A 16,867-nucleotide genomic window follows, 5' to 3' on the forward strand; every position below is an offset into this window, starting at 1 on the left:
CTCCGCCGGAGCGGTGACGCCTGGCGGTGTCGCGGCCGGTCATGCTCTGCTGCGAACCCCTCGGCCTTCGGCCGGGGGCCGATGCTTGCCCCTGCGCCGGTGCGTTGACGGTTGCGGGTGTCGCGGCTGGTCATGGTGTGCGGCGAACCCCGGCCGGTGTGGGGGGTGGTGTCTGGGGGGGTCGGCCGGTGTCTGGGTGTGGGTGAGCCCCCCTGTTGGAGGCAAAAACAGGGGTGAGAGTGACTCCAGGACCAGGGCCCACACCCACCCCCGGGTGTGGGCGACTCGGGACCGGCACCCCGAGGGCAAGGCGGGGCCAGGGGCCGGGTCGGGTTCTGGCCACGCGGGGGTAGGGACCCGGCGCAAGCGGGCGGGAGCTGTGTTGGGGGTGGCCGGTTACGGGGTTGGGGGTGGGTCCCCATCGCCATCCGGGTCCGTGGCCCCACCCCGGGTGCGGCCTCGGTTGCGGCCCGACCACATCCGGCGGTCGGTGCGCACCGCCCACCGGTGCTTGATCCGGTTGTGGGTCGCGCACAGGGGTTGGATGTTAGCGGCGCTGGTGGTGCCGCCCTGCCAGAACTCCACGATGTGATCGGCCTGCGTCCAGGGCAGCGGCACATCGCACCCGTACTGCCACGCGCAGGACGTGTGCCCGTGGAAGGCCGCCGCCCGGATCCTGGGCGGGGCCAACCGGCACGAGCGGCCCACATCCAACACCTGCCCGCTCTTCTGCTCGATGACCAGGCGGCGCACCCAACTCTGACCGATCAACTCACGCACCACCGAGATCGGCACGACCTGCCCGGTCTCCGTCGTCGCGGGCCCGGAGTCTTCGGCTTCCTCGTCCCCGGCCAGGGACGTGGCGGGCACGGTGATGTTGATCAACGCCGTCGCCGTGCTCGGGGTCTGGCACCCCTGGTGGGACTGGGCGAACCCCAACGCGGCCATGAGGGCGTCGTAGGTGCGCTCGTACTTGGACAGCCCGTCCTGGGGGTGGAAGGGCACCTGGTAGTTGTCCAAGGCCACCTGAACCTTCAGGGCATCGGCGGGCGAGCCCCACACCTGGAAGAGGAACGTTTGGTCGAAGGTGGTGACCAGCTGGGCGCCCCGGGCGGCGTGGGCGGCCGCGTGGTCGGCCTCCACCTTGCCCGGGTTCAGGCTCAGGCACAGCTGGTGGGCCAAGCGGGTGATCTGGCCCACCGACATGTTGGGGCGCGACTCTTTGAAGTCCAGGATGCCGCATTCCATTTTTGCGCGGAACAGCTCCGCATCGGGGTGGTCGCCCTTCTGCCTTTTCTCCACCCCGGCGTCGGCGCCCTTGATGACGGCGGCGGCCTCACCCACCGACAGCACCCCGGAGTGCAACGCCTCCAGAGTAGGGACCATGTCCTGACGGAATTGGGCCCGCCCGATCAGGGCCAGGTCGTTGGCCTGGGCGGCGGGAATGCCGAAGGCGTGGCGCAGCCACGCCTGCAGGCTCTTCTGCCCGCCCTGTTCCAACAGCTGCCCGGTGGCCTCGAGCTGGGCCAGCCGGGCGGCCATACTGATTTTGATCTGGTCGAGGTGTTCCCACACCCGGGTGGCCTGGTCCAGCACCTCACCCGCCGCCCCCAGGGGCACGTCGCGGTCGAAGAAGGCGGTGGTCTCGTCCCGGGCAGCGGCCACCGCGGTATCCACCGGGGTGTGCCCGGTGGTGGTGGGTGCTTCAGGAGAGATCGCCATTCTTTCATTGTAAGCGAAAAGGTCGGAGAATGGAAGCCTGCCACTGGTTCGAACTGAATTCATGACTTTCGCCAGGGGCACCCCCTGGCTTTCTTTGGGTCTTCCAATTCAGGCCACCTGGTTCGGTATTTATGCCCACCTGGAATTCCAGGTTTCTGTGTTTGCGGTGGTGCTTTTCGCCGCGCACATGGACCGGCCGCGACACCCGCAACCGTCAACGCACCGGCGCAGGGGCAAGCATCGGCCCCCGGCCGAAGGCCGAGGGGTTCGCAGCAGAGCATGACCGGCCGCGACACCGCCAGGCGTCACCGCTCCGGCGGAGTGGCAGCTGACGGCCGTCAGGCCGTGCTTATGCCGTTGGGCCCTTCGGGCCCCGAAGGGCCCAACGCTACCCCGACCACACGCCCCCCGTTTCGTGATAGCCGCCAACCCGCCGTCGCAGCGAAGCGGGTCAAGGTGGAGCGCCACTGACGCGCGAAGCGCTCGATGGCGACGACCTTGAGGCGCGTAGCGGAGACGGCCACCATCGGGCGGCAGGAAACGGGGAAACCACCCGCACAAGACCAACACCCCCACGGGCACACCCCGCACTCCCCGCCGCTAAGAGCACCGAATACCCAGCACCGAACACCCAGCACCACGACCCATCGAAGCGAAGCAGAATCACCCAGCGTCCCTGGTTTCCCGGACCTGCGCCCCTTGCTTCCCGGGCCAGGGACGGTGTGATCTCCGATCCAGGAGTCGGCGTGTACTCAGGAACCAGCCCATGAATACCTAGGAACCAGCCCACGAAGGGCAGCGGCGGCTTCAGTCGGTAGGCTCCACATCCCAGAGCGAGTGAGGGAGCCGACCGTGGACACTGCCAGGCACACCGCGAACGACCACAAGGTCATCGTGATCACCGGAGCTGGCGCCGGGATCGGACGGGTGACCGCGCAACGGTTGCTGGAGGACGGGCATTCGGTGGTGCTGGCTGGACGCCGCCGGGAAACCCTGGAGGAGACCGCGGACGGCAGCCCCGGGGCGGTGGTGGTCGAGGCGGACGTGACCTCGTCGGAGTCCGTTCGGGAGCTGTTCCGGGTGGTCCGCGAGCGCTTCGGTCGGGTGGACGTCCTCTTCAACAACGCCGGGGTCTTCGGCTCCGCAGCTTCCGTGGATGAAATCGAGGACGAGGCCTGGCGTGAGGTCCTGGACACCAACGTCACCGGCTCGCTGAACTGCGCCAGGGAGGCCGCCGCGATGATGAAGGCTCAGGAGCCGCGTGGAGGGCGGGTCATCAACAACGGCTCCATCTCCGCGCACACCCCGCGGCCGACGAGCGTGGCGTACACGGTGAGCAAGCACGCGGTCAGCGGCCTCACCGCATCCATGAACCTGGACCTGCGCGGGCACGGGATCTCCTGCACACAGATCGACGTGGGCAACGCCGCCACCGCGATGACCGCAGGGATCGGCGCAAAGGCGCGCCAGCCCGACGGCTCGGTGCGCCCGGAACCCACCATCGACGCCACCCACGTCGCCGACACGATCGCGCACATCGTGTCCCTCCCCCCGGACGTGAACGTCCCGATGATCACCGTGATGGCTCGGGAGATGCCCTTCGCCGGACGCGGCTGACCAAGGAACCGGAGGAGCCCGCTCCTCGCCTTGTGTCCGGTTCAGTCGGACCTCGTCGAGTTATCCACAGGTCGACAAATGCCCATGGTGTGAGACGGCGTCGCCGGTCAGACTTGAAATCGGGGGGATCCCACCCGCACCAGCCTCGTGCTGCCCGCCACCGCTCGCAGCCATTGGCCGTCTCCGGCCAACGTCGGCGAAGCCGTGGTGGCCGGTTCCGCGCTGTGCTAGATTCGCACCTTCGCGGCGACCCGGACCTGGCCAGTCGGCCCAGGGACGTGCCGAACCCGTGTCTCCCCGAAGTCCTTTCCGGGCCCATCCACGCCCCTCCCCGGGACTCCCGCGGTCGAGACCGGATTCTTCTGCACGTTCTCGACCTGCCAGGGGAGTCACGCTCGTGCGTGTCTACTTCGCGGTGTACGCCCGTGGGCTGCGCCGCTACTCGACCTACCGTGCGGCGACCGCCGCCGGAATCTTCACCAACTCGGTCTTCGGCGCCGTCAACGCCATGGTGCTGCTCGCGCTCTTCGCGGCCCGCCCGGAGATCAACGGCTACGACGCCTCGGACGCCGTCACACAGGTGTACGTCGCCCAGGCGCTGATGGCGCCGCTCGCCATCATGGGCCCCGCGCTCGACCTCAGTGAACGCATTCGCACCGGGGCCGTGGGCACGGACCTGCTCCGACCGATGCCCCTCCTCGGCTGGTGGTTCGCCCAGGACCTCGGCCGCGTCACCTTCGACACCGTCTTCCGCAGTGTGCCCACCTTCGCGATCGGTGCGGTCCTGTTCTCCCTGGCTCTCCCCGGCGACGCCCTGCGCTGGGCGCTCACGCTGCTCTCGTTCGCCCTGGCCACGGTCGTCGGCTTCGCCCTGCGCTACCTGTACTCGGTGGTGGGGTTCTGGTTGGTGGACACCCGGGGTGTGTGGGCGGTCATGGGCCCGACCGGGCCGGTCTTCGCCGGGATGCTCCTGCCGCTCACGCTCTTCCCCACAGCCATCGGCGACGTGCTCCGGCTCCTGCCGTGGGCGTCGATGGTGCAGATCCCCGCGGAGATCCTGCTCGGCAAGGACACGCTGCCCGGCGGGAGTGCGCTGGGCGGTCTGCTGCTGCAGGCGGGCTGGGCGGCGGTGCTGCTGGCCCTGTGCGCCTACCTCACCCGCCTGGCCGCGCGAAAGGTGGTGGTCCAGGGTGGCTGACACGTTCTCCCCGGACCGGCCCGGATCGACACCGCGCCCCACAAGTTCAGTGAACCGCCTCAGTTCGGCACGGCGGGCCCTGCACACGTACGTTCTGCTCGCCTGGACCTGGTGCCGCGCCGTCACCCGGTACCCCATGGCGCTCTCCCTGTTCACCATCGGGCTGGCTCTCAGCACGCTGGCGGAGATGGGCGCCGTCATCGTGGTCTTCGGGCACGCCGGGACTCTGGTCGGGTTCACGGTCTACGACGGCCTGCTCGTGTACGCGCTGGCGGCTACGGCCTTCGGCGGCGCCGAATTCCTCATGGGGTCGGTGGAGCGGTTGGGCGACCACATCCGCACCGGCAGCTTCGACACGATGCTCGTCCGGCCGGTCTCGCCCCTGATCCAGCTGGCCACCGACCAGTTCTCTCCGCGCCGCTTCGGCAAGCTCGTCCCCGCCCTGGTGGTGCTGGTGATTGCGCTGTTCATGTGCGATGTCGACTGGAACCTCGAGCGGACGCTGATGGTCCCCGTCCTGGTGGTGTCGGGGATCACCATCTGCTGCGCGGTGTGGTTGATCGGCGCCTGCCTGCAGTTCTTCGTCACCGACGCCCGCGAGGCCGCGAACTCCTTCACCTACGGCGGGCAGGCGCTCACCGAGTACCCCCTCGCCATCTACGGCAAGAGCCTGGTCCGTTCGGTGACCTACGTGGTGCCGTTGGCCTTCGTCAGCTGGCAGCCCGCCCTGTTCGTGCTCGACCGAACCGACCCCCTCGGTATGCCGGAGTTCCTGCGCTACGCGGGTCCGGTCGTCGCCGTCCTCTCCTGTGCCGGGGCCGCCCTCGTGTGGCGGCTCGGGCTGCGCCACTACCGATCCACCGGGAGCTGACCGATGCCCTCCAAAGACAACACCGCCGGTCCGCCCCTGGGGCCGGACGCGGAACCGATCATCGAAGCGGTCGGGCTCGGCCGTGACTTCGCCCTGTCCGAAGGCCCCTTCCTCCACCGGACCAAGCGCACTGTCAACGCCGTCCAAGACATCACCTTCACCGTTCGCCCCGGAGAGATCGTCGGCTACCTGGGGCCCAACGGAGCTGGGAAGTCCAGCACGATGAAGATGCTCACCGGCATCCTCACTCCCTCCGAAGGCAGCGTTCGGGTCGTCGGAATGGAGCCGTCCCGGCAGCGCACCCGCCTGGCCAGGGAGATCGGGGTCGTGTTCGGCCAGCGCACCACCCTTTGGTGGGACCTGCCGCTGCGCGACAGCCTCACCCTGACCCGGTACCTGTACCGGGTGCCCGCCGGTGCCCACGCCGAGCGCTTGGCCGAACTCACCGGCCTCCTGGAACTCGAACCGTTCCTGGACACCCCGGTCCGCCAGCTCAGCCTGGGCCAGCGGATGCGCGGTGACCTGACCGCCGCCCTGCTGCACGCCCCGCGCCTGCTGGTGCTCGACGAGCCGACCATCGGCCTGGACGTGGTAAGCAAGTCGGCCATCCGCGAGTTCCTGCTGAAGATCAACCGTGAGCGCAGCACCACCATCCTCATCACCACCCACGACCTGGGTGACGTGGAGCGTTTGTGCGACCGGGTGATGGTGATCGACAGGGGGCGCTTGGCCTTCGACGGCGACTTGCCCGAACTGCGCGCCACCGTCCCGACCCCGCGTGTGCTGGTGGTCGACCTGGCGGCCCCGGCCGCCGCGATCCAAGTGGAGGGCGCGCGAACGGTGCGGGTGGAAGGGCCGCGCCAGTGGCTGGAACTGGTGGACAACCCGGCCCGGGTGATCGCCGAGGTCGCCAGGGAGCACGAGGTGGCGGACCTGACCCTGCGCGAGCCCGACATCGAGGGGGTGGTGTCGGCTCTCTACCGGGGTGCGGTCCCCGCCGGAACCCGGGAAGGGGCGGGCTGAAGGGACGGCGTGACGACGGAGCGGGTGAGGGAACGGCGTGAAGGGGAGAGGAAGGGGCAGCGGAGCCCGAAGGCCGGTACTGGTGGGGCTCGAGGGGAGTACGCACCACGGAAGGTGGTGGTATCACCACCATGGAAACGGCGCCCGAGGCACGGAAGGCTGGGTTCCATGCAGAGAACCCTTCCGAATCCGGTGCGTTGGGCCACGGTCCTGTGGGCGGTGGCGATCGCGGCGGGGATCACCGAGACGTCCCTGGCCGTCGCGCCCGGCCTGGCCGACGGCGGGGCCGTACCCTGGCTCGCGCTGGTCACGCGTGCTTTGCTCTACACCTTCTCCGCGCTGCTGGTCGCGTGGTTCGCCCAGGGGTACCGCTGGGCGCGGGTCACCCTCGTGGTGCTCATGACCGGTGTGGGGCTGGCGGGAGTGCTGGTCTCCATGGGGACCGGGGTGCTCTCCGGGCTGGGGGTGTTCGTCGGACTGGGCTATGAGGGCCACGGGATCGCGCTCTTCGTCCGGATCGCGCACACGCTCGTCTACGCCGTGGCTGTCGTGGTTGCGACGGTGATGGTCTTCCTGCCTGCCACCAACCGGTATTTCGCCAAGGAGTCCAGGGGCGCCGGGCCCCGGGCCGTATCCGCCTAGGGGCACCACTGCTCGGGGACACCTCCGCGTAGAGGTGTCGGCCCGTTACCGCCTAAGGGCCCGGGCACGGCACCTTCCCCGTTGGACCTTCCGGTGCGGCCCCGGGAGGATGGTGCCCATGACCCTTATGTCGTACGGAATGTGGCTCGGGATCGCCTTCGGCGTCCTGTCCTGTGCCGCCTACACGGCCGCCGCCGTGGCCCAGCGCAGGCTCGCCGTTCGTGTACCCGAACCGCTGACCGGACGGCGCCAGGTGGGCGCGCTGCTCCGGCACCCGCTCTGGTGGGTGTCCCTGGTGTTCAACGGGGGTCGCGCCGGCTTCCAGGTGGCTGCGGTCAGCTACGCGCCGCTGACCGTCGTACAGCCCTTGGGCGTTCTAGTGCTCATCTTCGGTATCCCTTGGTCGGCAAAGCTCGGCAACCGCAGGGTGAGCCGGGCCGAGTGGCACGGCGCCGCCTACACGATGGTGGCGCTCGGGGTGCTGCTCGCGGTCACGGTCACCGGAAACGCCGGCGGAGTACTGTCCCCCGAAGACTCGGTACTCGTGGGTGTGGGGACCGTCGGCCTGCTCACCGCGATCGGCTGGGGCGCGGGCCGGACCCGGACGAAGGCCTGGCGGAGTTACCTGCTGGCGGGCGCCGCCGGCGTGGCCTTCGGGGTCTCCTCGGCGACGGTGAAGACGACCGTGTGGTCGTTCGGCGAGGGCGTTCTGGTGGCGCTCTCGCACCCGGCGACCATCGCCACCCCGGTGATCGCCTTGGCCGGGGTGTTCCTGGCCCAGGCCGCCTACCAGGGAATGGACCTGGGGGCGCCGCTGGGCATCACCACCCTGGCCAACCCGGGCGCGGCGGCGATCGTGGGTGTGGTGTTCATGGGGGAGACCTACGCGGCTGGCTGGCTGGGCGGGTTGGTCGCTGTGGTGTGCGCGCTGGTGGCGGCGTACGGCATCCGATTGCTCACCGTCCCGTCCGACGACGCCCCGAACCCCGATACCGAGATCCCCGAGTCCGAGATCCCCGAGTCCGAGCCCCGTCCCTGACCGGTGACCGCGGGCTGGCTGGAACGCGGGCAGCACGGGGCGGGCGGGGTAGGAGGCTCCCCCGGTATCGACGTTAGGCGGGGGCGTGCCACCGGCTTCCACAGGGTTGTGGACAACGCGGCGGTCGATCGCTCCTGGGTGGCAAACGTTTCACCCTTGGCGCCCTGGAGCACCCCTCCCGCAGCGATTGTCTTTCGTTGCGTAGTTTCGTCACCGGCGCGTTGCGTCCCTCGTGTCACTCCTCGGTGAAACCGACGGTCACCACCAGACCACCGCGGGCGCAGGCGCGGGCGTTCACCGTCGCCCCGTGCGCGGTCGCGATCGAGCGGACGATGGACAGGCCCAACCCGCTGCCGGGCTGAGTGCTGTGCAACCGGGCCTCGTCGCCCCGGTGGAAGGGCTCGAACAGCGCGTCAGGGGCCTCGACCTCCGCGCCGGTGTTGGTCACATTCAACACGGTGCGCCCCGCTGCCGTGCGCACCCGCACCTCCACCCAACCGTCGGGGGCGTTGTAGCGAATGGCATTCTCCACCAGGTTGCGCACCAGGTGCTCCAGCAGGACCGGATCGCCGGACACGTCGGCGGGCTCGGTCACGACCCGCAGTTCCACACCAGTCTTCTCGGCCTCGGCCTCGTGGCGGGTCACCACGTCCCGTGCCACCACGGCGAGGTCGACCTCCTCGGTGCCGGTGAGCCCCCGGTCAGAACGGGCCAACAGCAGCAACCCGCTGATCAGGGACTCGCTGCGCCCCACCGAGTCCAGCGCCCGCCGGAACGCGGGCCGGAGGTCCTCGGGTACACGGTCCTGGGCGAGCGGTACCTCCAGGGCGGCGCGCTGCACCGACAGGGGCGTGCGCAGTTCGTGCGAGGCGTTGGCGACGAACCGCCGCTGTGCGTCGAAGGCCCGCTCCAGGCGGGACAGCATCGAGTCGAAGGTGTCGCCCAGCTCCCGGAACTCGTCGTCGGGACCGGACAGCCCAAGCCTGCTGTGCAGATCGCGCTCGGACAAGGTGCGCGCGGCCTCGGTCACGCGGTGCAGGCGCCGCATCGGCCTGCCCGCGATCAGCCATCCCGCGACCGCGGCGAGGAGGGTGATCCCCACCAGGACGAGGGCCGAGTTCACGAGCAGGTCCGAGAGCACCCCCTCCTGGTAGTCGTCCACCAGGAGCGCTGCGGGTTCGGCCGGACCTGTCAGGCCTCCAGAGCCGGGCGGGTGCACGGGATCTGAGAGGCCAGTGGGACCCCCCTCGGACGGCGGCGACGGCACGAGTCCGTCCTCCGCGGCCCCCTCGATGGTCGTGGCAAGCGCGAACCCCCGGTCCTCCAGGCTGGCGGAGACCATGGCGTAGTTCGCCGCGAGCAACAGCACCCCGCCGAAGACGAACACCCCGGTGTACACGAAGGCGAGTTTGGTTCGCAGGGTGAACCCGGGGCCAGCGCCCGGTCGTTTTCGCCCAGGTTCGGTGTCCATGTCAGATCCGGTATCCGTGTCCGGGGACGGTCTCGATCACCGGCGGGTCGCCGAGTTTGCGGCGCAGCCCGTGCACCACCACTTTCAACACCCCGCTGAACGGGTCCAAGTGCGCGTCCCACACCTTCTCGATCAGCTGGGTGGCGGTCACCGGGGCGCCGTCGGTGCGCAGCAGTTCCTCCAGTACCCCCAGCTCCTTGGGGGAGAGCGAAAGCTCACGGCCGTCGCGGAAAGCGGTCCGCCTCGCGGTGTCCACGACCAAGCCCGCCCGGCTGAGGCGGGGAGGGGCCGCCGGCCGGGCCCTGCGCCCCAGTGCCCGGACACGGGCGACCAGCTCCAGGTAGGCGAAGGGTTTGGCGAGGTAGTCGTCGGCACCCATGTCGAGCCCGTCCACCCGGTCCTCCAGACCGCCGGCCGCGGTGAGCATCAGCACCCGGGCGTGGACATCCGGTTTCTCGGCCAGGAGCAGGCACACTCGGTCCCCGTGCAGCACCGGAAGGTCACGGTCCAGGACGACCACGTCGTAGTCGTGCACGGTGGCCATCTCCAGACCGGTGTCGCCGTCGTGGCACACGTCCACGGCCATTTCCTCTCCTCGAAGCCCTTCGGCGATCGTCTCCGCCAGGTCCAGTTCGTCCTCCACCACGAGGATCCGCATGCGCCTCCTGCTCTCTCCCGGTCGAAGCCCGGCTGATCAGCCCTATCGCACTCCGGGTTAGGCCGAGGTTAACCCCGGACGGCGGGCCAACGGCACGTCCGCGGAACTCGCCCTAACCCGCGGCTAACCGGAGATCCGCTTGCGTGTGTCGTGACCACATGAGCGGAGCCGGTGGATCCGGCACCGCGGACAGGAGTGAACGACATGCGCGCACTGACCCTCACGGCCGCGGCCGCGGTTTCTGCCGGACTACTGCTCACCGGATGCGGGGTCCTCGGTGGCGACGGCGGCGAAGCGGACCCGGGTGCGGCGGAGGAGAAGACGCAGGAAGAGGCGGCGGTGGAGTTCACCGAGTGCATGCGAGAGGCCGGGATCGATATGCCCGACCCCGGCGCCGGTGGTGAGGAAGGCGGGATCGCCATTCCCGGGATGGATGCCGAGGACGAGGACATGGTGGCCGCCATGGAGGAGTGTGAAGAGCTGATCCCCGTGGACGAGAACGCCCCCTCCGAGGAGGAGGTGTTCGAGGACGACCTGGCGATGGCCGAGTGTCTGCGGGAACACGGCATGGACATCGACGACCCGGAACCCGGTGCGGGCCTGGCGCTGCCAGTCGAGCCCGATGACGACGAGGACATGGCCGCGATCACCACCTGCTCCGAAGAGCGGGACGGGGGCGACTCTGAGAGCAACGGCGAGAGCGGCGCTGAGGCCGGTGCCGAGGGCGACTCGTGAGCTTGGAGTCAGAACACCTACCGGAGGACGAGAGTGCCGAGACTCATGAGGAGCGGCCGCGACGCGCCGGCCGCCGGTACCTCTGGCCGTTCGCGGCGTTCCTTGTCTTGGCCGTGCTGAGCGCGGGCGCGGCCGTGACGGTGTGGGTATGGCCCCGGGGTGCCTCGGAGGAGGAAGCCGCCGCGCCCGGGGCCACGGCCTCCGTGGAGCGCACGACCCTGCGCCGGGAGGAAGAGTTGGACGGCGCTCTCGAGTATGCGGGAGGGGATTCGTTCTTCGCCCGCTCCGAAGGGGTGCTCACCTGGCTCCCCGAGGTAGGAGCGGAACTCTCGGCAGGGGAGCGTGCTTGGGAGATCGACGCCAGTCCCGTGATCCTGCTGCGAGGTGACAGACCCGCCTATCGACCCTTGGAGCCCGGCGCGAAGGGGGTCGACGTACGCCAGTTCGAGCAGGCGCTCGCGGAGCTGGGATACGGGGGCTTCACCGTCGACGACGAGTACACGCAGCTCACCGCTGAGGCCGTCCGGCGATGGCAGGACGACACCGAGGGCATGGAGGTCACCGGCACGGTCGAACCCGACGAGATCTGGTACGCCTCCGGGTCCGTCCGGGTTACCGAGCGCGAGGCGGAGGTCGGGGAGAACGTGGCCCCGGCGACGCCGTTGCTCGGCACGGCCTCCACCCGACAGGTCGTCCGGATCGGCCTCGACGTGGGCGACCGCGACCTGGTAGCCGAGGGCGACGAGGTCGACGTGGAGATCCCCGGCGGTGGAACGGTCGCGGGCGAGGTGGAGTCCGTGGGCACCGTCGCCCGGGTCGAAGAGGACGAGGGAGACGACAAGTCCACGGTGGAGGTGGTGGTCTCCCTGGAAGAGGAGGTCGAGGACTTCCTCGACCAGGCCCCCGTCACCGTCCTCGCGCAGGGCGAGGAGCGCGAGGACGTGCTCGCCGCCCCTGTGGGCGCCTTGATCGCGCTCTCCGGAGGGGGTTACGGGCTTTCGGTAGTGGACGGCGATGGTGCCGTCGCCGATGTCCCGGTGGAGACCGGATGGTTCTCCGACGGCCTCGTGGAGGTCACCGGCGACGGGATCGAAACGGGCACCGAGGTGGTGGTCCCCGAATGACCGCCGTGGAGTTCATCGGGGCGGACCGCCACTACCCGGGCGGTGTGCGGGCCCTGGACGGCGTGGACCTGCGGATCGACCGGGGGGAGATGCTCGGGATCGTCGGCCCTTCCGGGTCGGGCAAGTCCACGCTCCTCAACCTGCTTGGCACCCTGGACGCGCCGACCTCGGGAACGGTGCGCGTGTTCGGTCACGACGTGGGTGGGCTGACCGACGACCAGCTCTCCGCGCTCCGGGCGCGTTCGATCGGCTTCGTCTTCCAGCAGTTCCACCTCGCGCCCAACGTGTACGCCGTGGACAACGTCGCCGACGGCCTCCTGTACTCCGGGGTCCCGGCCAAGACGAGGGTGCGCAGGGCGTTACGGGCTTTGGAACGAGTGGGGTTGGCTGACCGGGCCTACCACCGGCCGCACGAGCTCTCCGGAGGTCAGAAACAGCGGGTAGCGATCGCCCGGGCCGTCGTGGGGGCGCCCCCGTTGCTGCTCGCCGACGAACCCACCGGGGCGCTGGACACCGCTTCCGGTGCCGCCGTGCTGCGGGTGCTCGACGAACTGCACCGGGACGGTGTCACGGTCGTGGTGATCACGCACGACCGTGAGCTGGCCGCCGCCCTGCCCAGACGGGTGGAAATGCGCGACGGCCGCGTCGTTTCGGACTCCGGCGACGTGACGGAGGTGGCTGAGGGCCCCGCCGACACCCCTGTGGAATCCGGCGGTGCCCCCTCCGGCGGCGCTCGCGCACGGACGGAGGCGGGGCGATGACGGACGTACTCCGACGTTGGCGGCGACGGCGGGCGGAGCCGTGCCCCGCCCGGCTCTCCCCGGTCGACCGACTGCGAACCGGAGCGAGCGGGCTGCGCGCACGGCCGGCCCGTGTGGTGCTCTCCGCCCTGGGCATCGCCATCGGTATCGCGGCAATGGTCGCGGTGGTGGGTGTGTCCTCCTCCGGTCAGGCCGAACTTGACCAGCGGATCGCGCGGCTCGGGACCAATCTGGTGACCGTCGAACCCGGAAGCGACCTGTTCGGGGAGGCAGCCACGCTCCCTGGAGAGGCGCTGGGGCGGATCGACCGGATGCCCGAGGTGGCAGGCATCTCGCAGGTGGAGCAGGTGGACGGGGCGAACGTCTACCGCAGTGACCTCGTACCGAGCGGTGAGTCGGGCGGGATCGGCGTCTACGGGGTGGCCCCGGACCTGTTGGAGACTGTCCGCACCGACGTGCGCGAGGGATCGTGGCTGAACGCCGCCACCACCGACCACCCCGCGGCCGTGCTCGGCCCGTCGGCGGCCGAACGCCTGGGCGTGACCCGGATCACCCCGGACACCCTGGTTCTGATCGGTGACACGTACTTCTCCGTGGTCGGCGTGCTGGAACAGGTGGAGCTGGCACCGGAGCTGGACAACGCCGCGCTGGTCGGACAGGAAGTGGCCGAGGACGTGCTCGACGCCGGGGGCGAGGCCTCCACCGTCTACGTGCGGGTCGACCCCGAACATGTGGAACGGGTCCGGGACGAGGTGGGGCGCAACGCCAACCCGGAGAGCCCGAACGAGGTCGAGGTCTCACGGCCCTCCGACGCCCTGGAGGCCCAACAGGCAGCGGACCAGACCTTCCAGGGGCTGCTGCTGGGGTTGGGCGGTGTGGCCCTGCTCGTGGGCGGGGTGGGGGTCGCGAACACGATGGTGATCTCCGTGCTGGAGCGCAGGGGCGAGATCGGGTTGCGTAGGGCCCTCGGCGCCACGCGGCGCGATATCCGCGGCCAGTTCCTGGTGGAGGCGATGACGCTCTCCGCGCTGGGCGGTGTGTTCGGGGCGCTGCTGGGCTCGCTCGCCACCGCAGGGTACGCGCTGCTGCGCGGCTGGCCGGTGGCGCTGCCCTGGTGGGCGGGGGCGGGTGCGGTGGCCGCCACCGTCCTCATCGGTGCGGTCGCGGGCCTCGTGCCCGCTCTGCGGGCCGCCGGGCAACACCCGACCGAGTCCCTCGGCAGCGGCTGAGCCCTCACACCGGAGAACCCACGGCGTCCCGGTCCGGACCTCCCGAGCCGGGACGCCGGGCTTCACCTGGAGCGGGCGAGGAAGTCCGGGCGTTCACGCCCGGAAGGAATCGCGGCACTTCCCCAACCCGGCCCCTGGTTCAGAGCACCTTCCCGGTGTCCACGTCCCACGGGTCCACGGGCACCATCCCGGTCCGGAATCCGTGCTGGTCGAGCAGGTGGCCGCTGAGCTTCATCGGCCACAGCACGATCGCGCCGGTGGCCACCCGGATCGGATACCGGAGGACCGTGTTCCTCGCGTTCGTGCTGATGGCGGCCGGAACCCTGGGCCTGGCGCTCTCCTGGGGCCTCCTCTGGCCGTTCCTGGCCTCGTTCGCCGTGGTGGGGCTAGGCTGCGGTCTGGCGCTCGGCGCCCTGCCGACCCTGGTCGTCGAAGCCAGCGCGGCGGACCGCTCGGGCAGCGCCTCCGCGGTTTTCAACAACCTCAAAACGCTCGGCGGGAGCATCAGTGGAGCCGTGTCCGCCGGGGCCCTCGGCTACTTCGTGCTGGGTGATTCGGACTCGCCTGCACTCGGCGCCTACCAGGGGGTGTGGGCGGGGATCGCGCTGTTGGCGTTGGCCACGGCCTGTCTGACCGGAAGGACGCCCCGAGCGCTGCGCTGAGCCAGGGGTCCGCCCCGGGCGGGCGGGGAGAACGGCGCCGTCCACCCGCCCCGTCTGGAAGGCCTGCCTGGTTCGGAGGACGGCGCCGTGCGGCGGAGCGGGTTCGGGAGAGGGTTTCGGGGAGAGTCGGACACGGGCCGTCAGCCTCCTGTGCAACCGGGGGAGGGAACCGGACGGGCCGGGCCCCCTTCACAACAAGGGGAGCACGCGCGAAGGGTCGGCGTCCAGCAGGCCCTCCACAGCCTGTGGACGGCCGGCCCCCTTCGCAGCCACCGACCGTCCCGCCACGCGGTTTCGTCCGCGGGGCTGCCAGCCTCAGCCCTACTTCGGTTCCGGTCCCGAGACGGGGACTCTCCACGCGAGTACGGTGCCGCCGGTCTCGCCCTTCCCGGCGCTGAACGCGCCGCCCAGGGCTCGGGCGCGCTGGTCAAGGTTGCGCAGACCGCTCCGGCGGCCCTCCACCGGAAGGCCCACTCCGTTGTCGGTGACGGTGAGCGTCAGAGTGGTCGGGCGGCCGGTCACCGCGGTCTCCTCCACCGCGACGGAGACGTGCACCTCCGTGGCATGGGCGTGCCGGGCGACGTTGGTCAGGCCTTCGCCGAGGACCGCCAGCAGCTGCTCGCCCACCTCGTCCGGAACGGACGCGTCAATCGGACCGTCCAGGCTGACTCCCGGGTGGCAGCCCAGGCTGTGCGCGGTGTTCTCCGCCATCCGAAGGATCCTCCCGCGCAGCGACGTGTCCCGTCTGCTCGGGGGGTTCTGGAGGTCGAAGATGGTCGACCGGATCTCCCGGATCGTGCCGTCCAGCTCGTCGATGGTGCGCTGGACCCGCTCCTCGGCCTCGCTGGAGTTGATCAGCCGGACCGTGCTCATCAGGGTCATCGCCGAAGCGAACAGCCGCTGGATCACCACGTCGTGCAGGTCCTTGGCGATCCGGTCCCGCTCCTCCAGGACCACGATCCGCTCGGTGTCGCGCCGGGCATCGGCCAGTTCCAGGGCCACCCCGGCCTGCACGGAGAAGGCGTGCAGCATGCGGCGGACGTTCCCGTCGAACGGGGCCCGTTCGGCCAGCTTGCCGAGCAGAAGCACGCCCCGGGTGTTCCCCGGTGTGCCCAGGGGCACCAGGAGCCCCGGCCCGTAGCCGCGGTGCGTGAGCATCGGGCAGTGGGCCTGCCGCAGGTCGGGGATGGCCGTGGGCTCGCCCGACTCGTAGACCAAGCCGCAAGCGGAGTCGTGGATCTCCACGGGGGTACCCATGATCTCCTGGGCGATCGGACCGTCGGCGATCTCCGCGAACAGGTGCCCGCGGGCGTGCGGGTCCGGCAGGAGCACCACGGCCGTGTCCGCACCGCCGATCTCCCGCGCCTGGGCGGCCATGTAGGCGAGTACCTCGTTGGTGTCGGCCCCTGACAGAAGCCGGGTGGTGATCTCGGTGGAGGCGGCCAGCCACCGCTCGCGCAGCCGGGTCTCCTCGTACAGGCGGGCGTTCTCGATCGCCACACCGGCCGCCGTGGCCAACGCGGTGACGATGGCCTCGTCCTCCTCGTCGAACTCCCCGCCGTTCTCCTTCTCCGTCAGGTAGAGGTTGCCGAACACCTCGTCGCGCACCTGGATCGGCACCCCGAGAAAACTCGACATACCGGGGTGGCCCTCCGGAAAACCGCCGAAATCCGGGTGGTCGCGCAGGTCGGACAGGCGGAGCACGCTCCGTTCGTGCAAAGGCGTGCCCAGCACACCCTTGCCGTGCGGAAAGCGGCTGATCCGCTCGGCCTGCGCACGGGAGACCCCGACCGGGATGAATTCGGTGAAGCTCCCGTCCTCTCCGATCACGCCCAGCCCGGCGTACCTTGCCTCGGCCAGGTGGGCGGCGGCCTCCGTGAGTCGGCGCAGCACGGTCGCCAGGTCCAGATCGCCACCGATGGTCAGGACCGCCTGAAGCAGGGAGTGCACTCGCCCTTGGGCGGACAGTCCCGGGTTCATCTGTGAGTGCACCTCGGCGAGGAGCTGGTCCAGGGGCTTCGAGGGCGACCGGTGGCTCTGGGGGATCTCGGTCATGTGTGGTTCAACCTCCGCAGAGCCGTCGAGGGGTTGAGGGCTAATAGTCGAATTGTCGTT

General features: G+C 70.2%; 16 protein-coding genes. 11 read left to right on the top strand and 5 right to left on the bottom strand.

Annotation, left to right across the window (positions count from 1 at the left end):
* Positions 1-396: 396 nt before the first annotated feature.
* Positions 397-1,722 carry an HNH endonuclease signature motif containing protein gene (locus ACYVD1_RS22850; RefSeq protein WP_460776438.1) on the bottom strand — a complete coding sequence of 442 codons (1,326 nt, stop codon included), beginning with the start codon at positions 1,720-1,722 and terminating at the stop codon, positions 397-399.
* Positions 1,723-2,574: 852 nt separating this feature from the next.
* Here ACYVD1_RS22850 and ACYVD1_RS22855 point away from each other — a divergent pair.
* The 6 genes from ACYVD1_RS22855 (at position 2,575) to ACYVD1_RS22880 (ending at position 8,112) form a co-directional block, all read left to right on the top strand.
* A complete protein-coding gene (locus tag ACYVD1_RS22855; protein WP_460776441.1) occupies positions 2,575-3,339 on the top strand; it encodes an SDR family oxidoreductase in 765 nt (254 codons plus the stop codon).
* A gap of 397 nt (positions 3,340-3,736) precedes the next feature.
* Positions 3,737-4,537, top strand: a complete 801-nt coding sequence (locus ACYVD1_RS22860) for an ABC transporter permease (protein ID WP_460776446.1) — start codon at positions 3,737-3,739, stop codon at positions 4,535-4,537.
* The gene (locus tag ACYVD1_RS22865) at positions 4,530-5,408 is read left to right on the top strand and encodes an ABC transporter permease (protein WP_460776450.1); all 879 of its coding nucleotides are present in this window, start codon (positions 4,530-4,532) and stop codon (positions 5,406-5,408) included. Before ACYVD1_RS22860 ends, ACYVD1_RS22865 begins: the two co-directional genes overlap by 8 nt.
* A gap of 3 nt (positions 5,409-5,411) precedes the next feature.
* Entirely contained in the window at positions 5,412-6,431 is a 1,020-nt protein-coding gene (locus ACYVD1_RS22870; RefSeq protein WP_460776453.1) for an ABC transporter ATP-binding protein, read from the top strand.
* Between the two features lie 168 nt (positions 6,432-6,599).
* A complete protein-coding gene (locus tag ACYVD1_RS22875) occupies positions 6,600-7,073 on the top strand; it encodes a hypothetical protein (protein ID WP_460776457.1) in 474 nt (157 codons plus the stop codon).
* Between the two features lie 127 nt (positions 7,074-7,200).
* A complete protein-coding gene (locus ACYVD1_RS22880) occupies positions 7,201-8,112 on the top strand; it encodes a DMT family transporter (protein ID WP_460776565.1) in 912 nt (303 codons plus the stop codon).
* A gap of 235 nt (positions 8,113-8,347) precedes the next feature.
* Here ACYVD1_RS22880 and ACYVD1_RS22885 read toward each other — a convergent pair whose 3' ends face one another.
* Both ACYVD1_RS22885 and ACYVD1_RS22890 read right to left on the bottom strand, forming a co-directional pair.
* Complete coding sequence (locus ACYVD1_RS22885) at positions 8,348-9,583, bottom strand: sensor histidine kinase (protein ID WP_460776461.1); 1,236 nt, start codon at positions 9,581-9,583, stop codon at positions 8,348-8,350.
* Between the two features lies 1 nt (position 9,584).
* Positions 9,585-10,241 (bottom strand): response regulator transcription factor, encoded by a 657-nt coding sequence (locus ACYVD1_RS22890; protein ID WP_460776465.1) that lies wholly within the window; start codon positions 10,239-10,241, stop codon positions 9,585-9,587.
* 204 nt (positions 10,242-10,445) lie between these two features.
* Between ACYVD1_RS22890 and ACYVD1_RS22895 the strand changes: the two genes are divergently transcribed.
* From ACYVD1_RS22895 to ACYVD1_RS22910, 4 genes are read left to right on the top strand one after another with little or no spacing between them, the layout of a single operon-like run.
* On the top strand, positions 10,446-10,976 hold the full coding sequence (locus tag ACYVD1_RS22895) for a hypothetical protein (protein WP_460776469.1): 531 nt from the start codon (positions 10,446-10,448) through the stop codon (positions 10,974-10,976).
* Entirely contained in the window at positions 10,973-12,100 is a 1,128-nt protein-coding gene (locus ACYVD1_RS22900) for a peptidoglycan-binding protein (RefSeq protein WP_460776473.1), read from the top strand. Before ACYVD1_RS22895 ends, ACYVD1_RS22900 begins: the two co-directional genes overlap by 4 nt.
* A complete protein-coding gene (locus tag ACYVD1_RS22905; RefSeq protein ID WP_460776475.1) occupies positions 12,097-12,861 on the top strand; it encodes an ABC transporter ATP-binding protein in 765 nt (254 codons plus the stop codon). The genes ACYVD1_RS22900 and ACYVD1_RS22905 overlap by 4 nt, the downstream gene beginning before the upstream one ends.
* On the top strand, positions 12,858-14,090 hold the full coding sequence (locus ACYVD1_RS22910; protein ID WP_460776477.1) for an ABC transporter permease: 1,233 nt from the start codon (positions 12,858-12,860) through the stop codon (positions 14,088-14,090). Before ACYVD1_RS22905 ends, ACYVD1_RS22910 begins: the two co-directional genes overlap by 4 nt.
* Positions 14,091-14,229: 139 nt before the next feature.
* Here ACYVD1_RS22910 and ACYVD1_RS22915 read toward each other — a convergent pair whose 3' ends face one another.
* Complete coding sequence (locus ACYVD1_RS22915) at positions 14,230-14,355, bottom strand: hypothetical protein (protein ID WP_460776479.1); 126 nt, start codon at positions 14,353-14,355, stop codon at positions 14,230-14,232.
* Between ACYVD1_RS22915 and ACYVD1_RS22920 the strand changes: the two genes are divergently transcribed.
* Positions 14,348-14,752 (top strand): hypothetical protein, encoded by a 405-nt coding sequence (locus ACYVD1_RS22920; protein ID WP_460776483.1) that lies wholly within the window; start codon positions 14,348-14,350, stop codon positions 14,750-14,752. The genes ACYVD1_RS22915 and ACYVD1_RS22920 overlap by 8 nt on opposite strands.
* 321 nt (positions 14,753-15,073) lie before the next feature.
* Here the strand turns inward: ACYVD1_RS22920 and ACYVD1_RS22925 are convergent, their stop codons facing one another.
* Positions 15,074-16,807: a GAF domain-containing sensor histidine kinase gene (locus ACYVD1_RS22925; RefSeq protein WP_460776486.1), complete on the bottom strand. Its 1,734-nt coding sequence runs from the start codon at positions 16,805-16,807 to the stop codon at positions 15,074-15,076.
* Positions 16,808-16,867: the final 60 nt, after the last annotated feature.

The organism is Nocardiopsis nanhaiensis, from assembly GCF_054778635.1.

Bases quoted from the DNA above. Each gene is read 5' to 3' on its own strand.
- ACYVD1_RS22850 (WP_460776438.1), bottom strand. From the start codon at position 1,722: ATGGCGATCTCTCCTGAAGCACCCACCACCACCGGGCACACCCCGGTG.
- ACYVD1_RS22895 (WP_460776469.1), top strand. From the start codon at position 10,446: ATGCGCGCACTGACCCTCACGGCCGCGGCCGCGGTTTCTGCCGGACTA.
- ACYVD1_RS22910 (WP_460776477.1), top strand. From the start codon at position 12,858: ATGACGGACGTACTCCGACGTTGGCGGCGACGGCGGGCGGAGCCGTGC.
- ACYVD1_RS22925 (WP_460776486.1), bottom strand. From the start codon at position 16,807: ATGACCGAGATCCCCCAGAGCCACCGGTCGCCCTCGAAGCCCCTGGAC.
- ACYVD1_RS22885 (WP_460776461.1), bottom strand. From the start codon at position 9,583: ATGGACACCGAACCTGGGCGAAAACGACCGGGCGCTGGCCCCGGGTTC.
- ACYVD1_RS22870 (WP_460776453.1), top strand. From the start codon at position 5,412: ATGCCCTCCAAAGACAACACCGCCGGTCCGCCCCTGGGGCCGGACGCG.
- ACYVD1_RS22890 (WP_460776465.1), bottom strand. From the start codon at position 10,241: ATGCGGATCCTCGTGGTGGAGGACGAACTGGACCTGGCGGAGACGATC.
- ACYVD1_RS22875 (WP_460776457.1), top strand. From the start codon at position 6,600: ATGCAGAGAACCCTTCCGAATCCGGTGCGTTGGGCCACGGTCCTGTGG.
- ACYVD1_RS22905 (WP_460776475.1), top strand. From the start codon at position 12,097: ATGACCGCCGTGGAGTTCATCGGGGCGGACCGCCACTACCCGGGCGGT.
- ACYVD1_RS22880 (WP_460776565.1), top strand. From the start codon at position 7,201: ATGTCGTACGGAATGTGGCTCGGGATCGCCTTCGGCGTCCTGTCCTGT.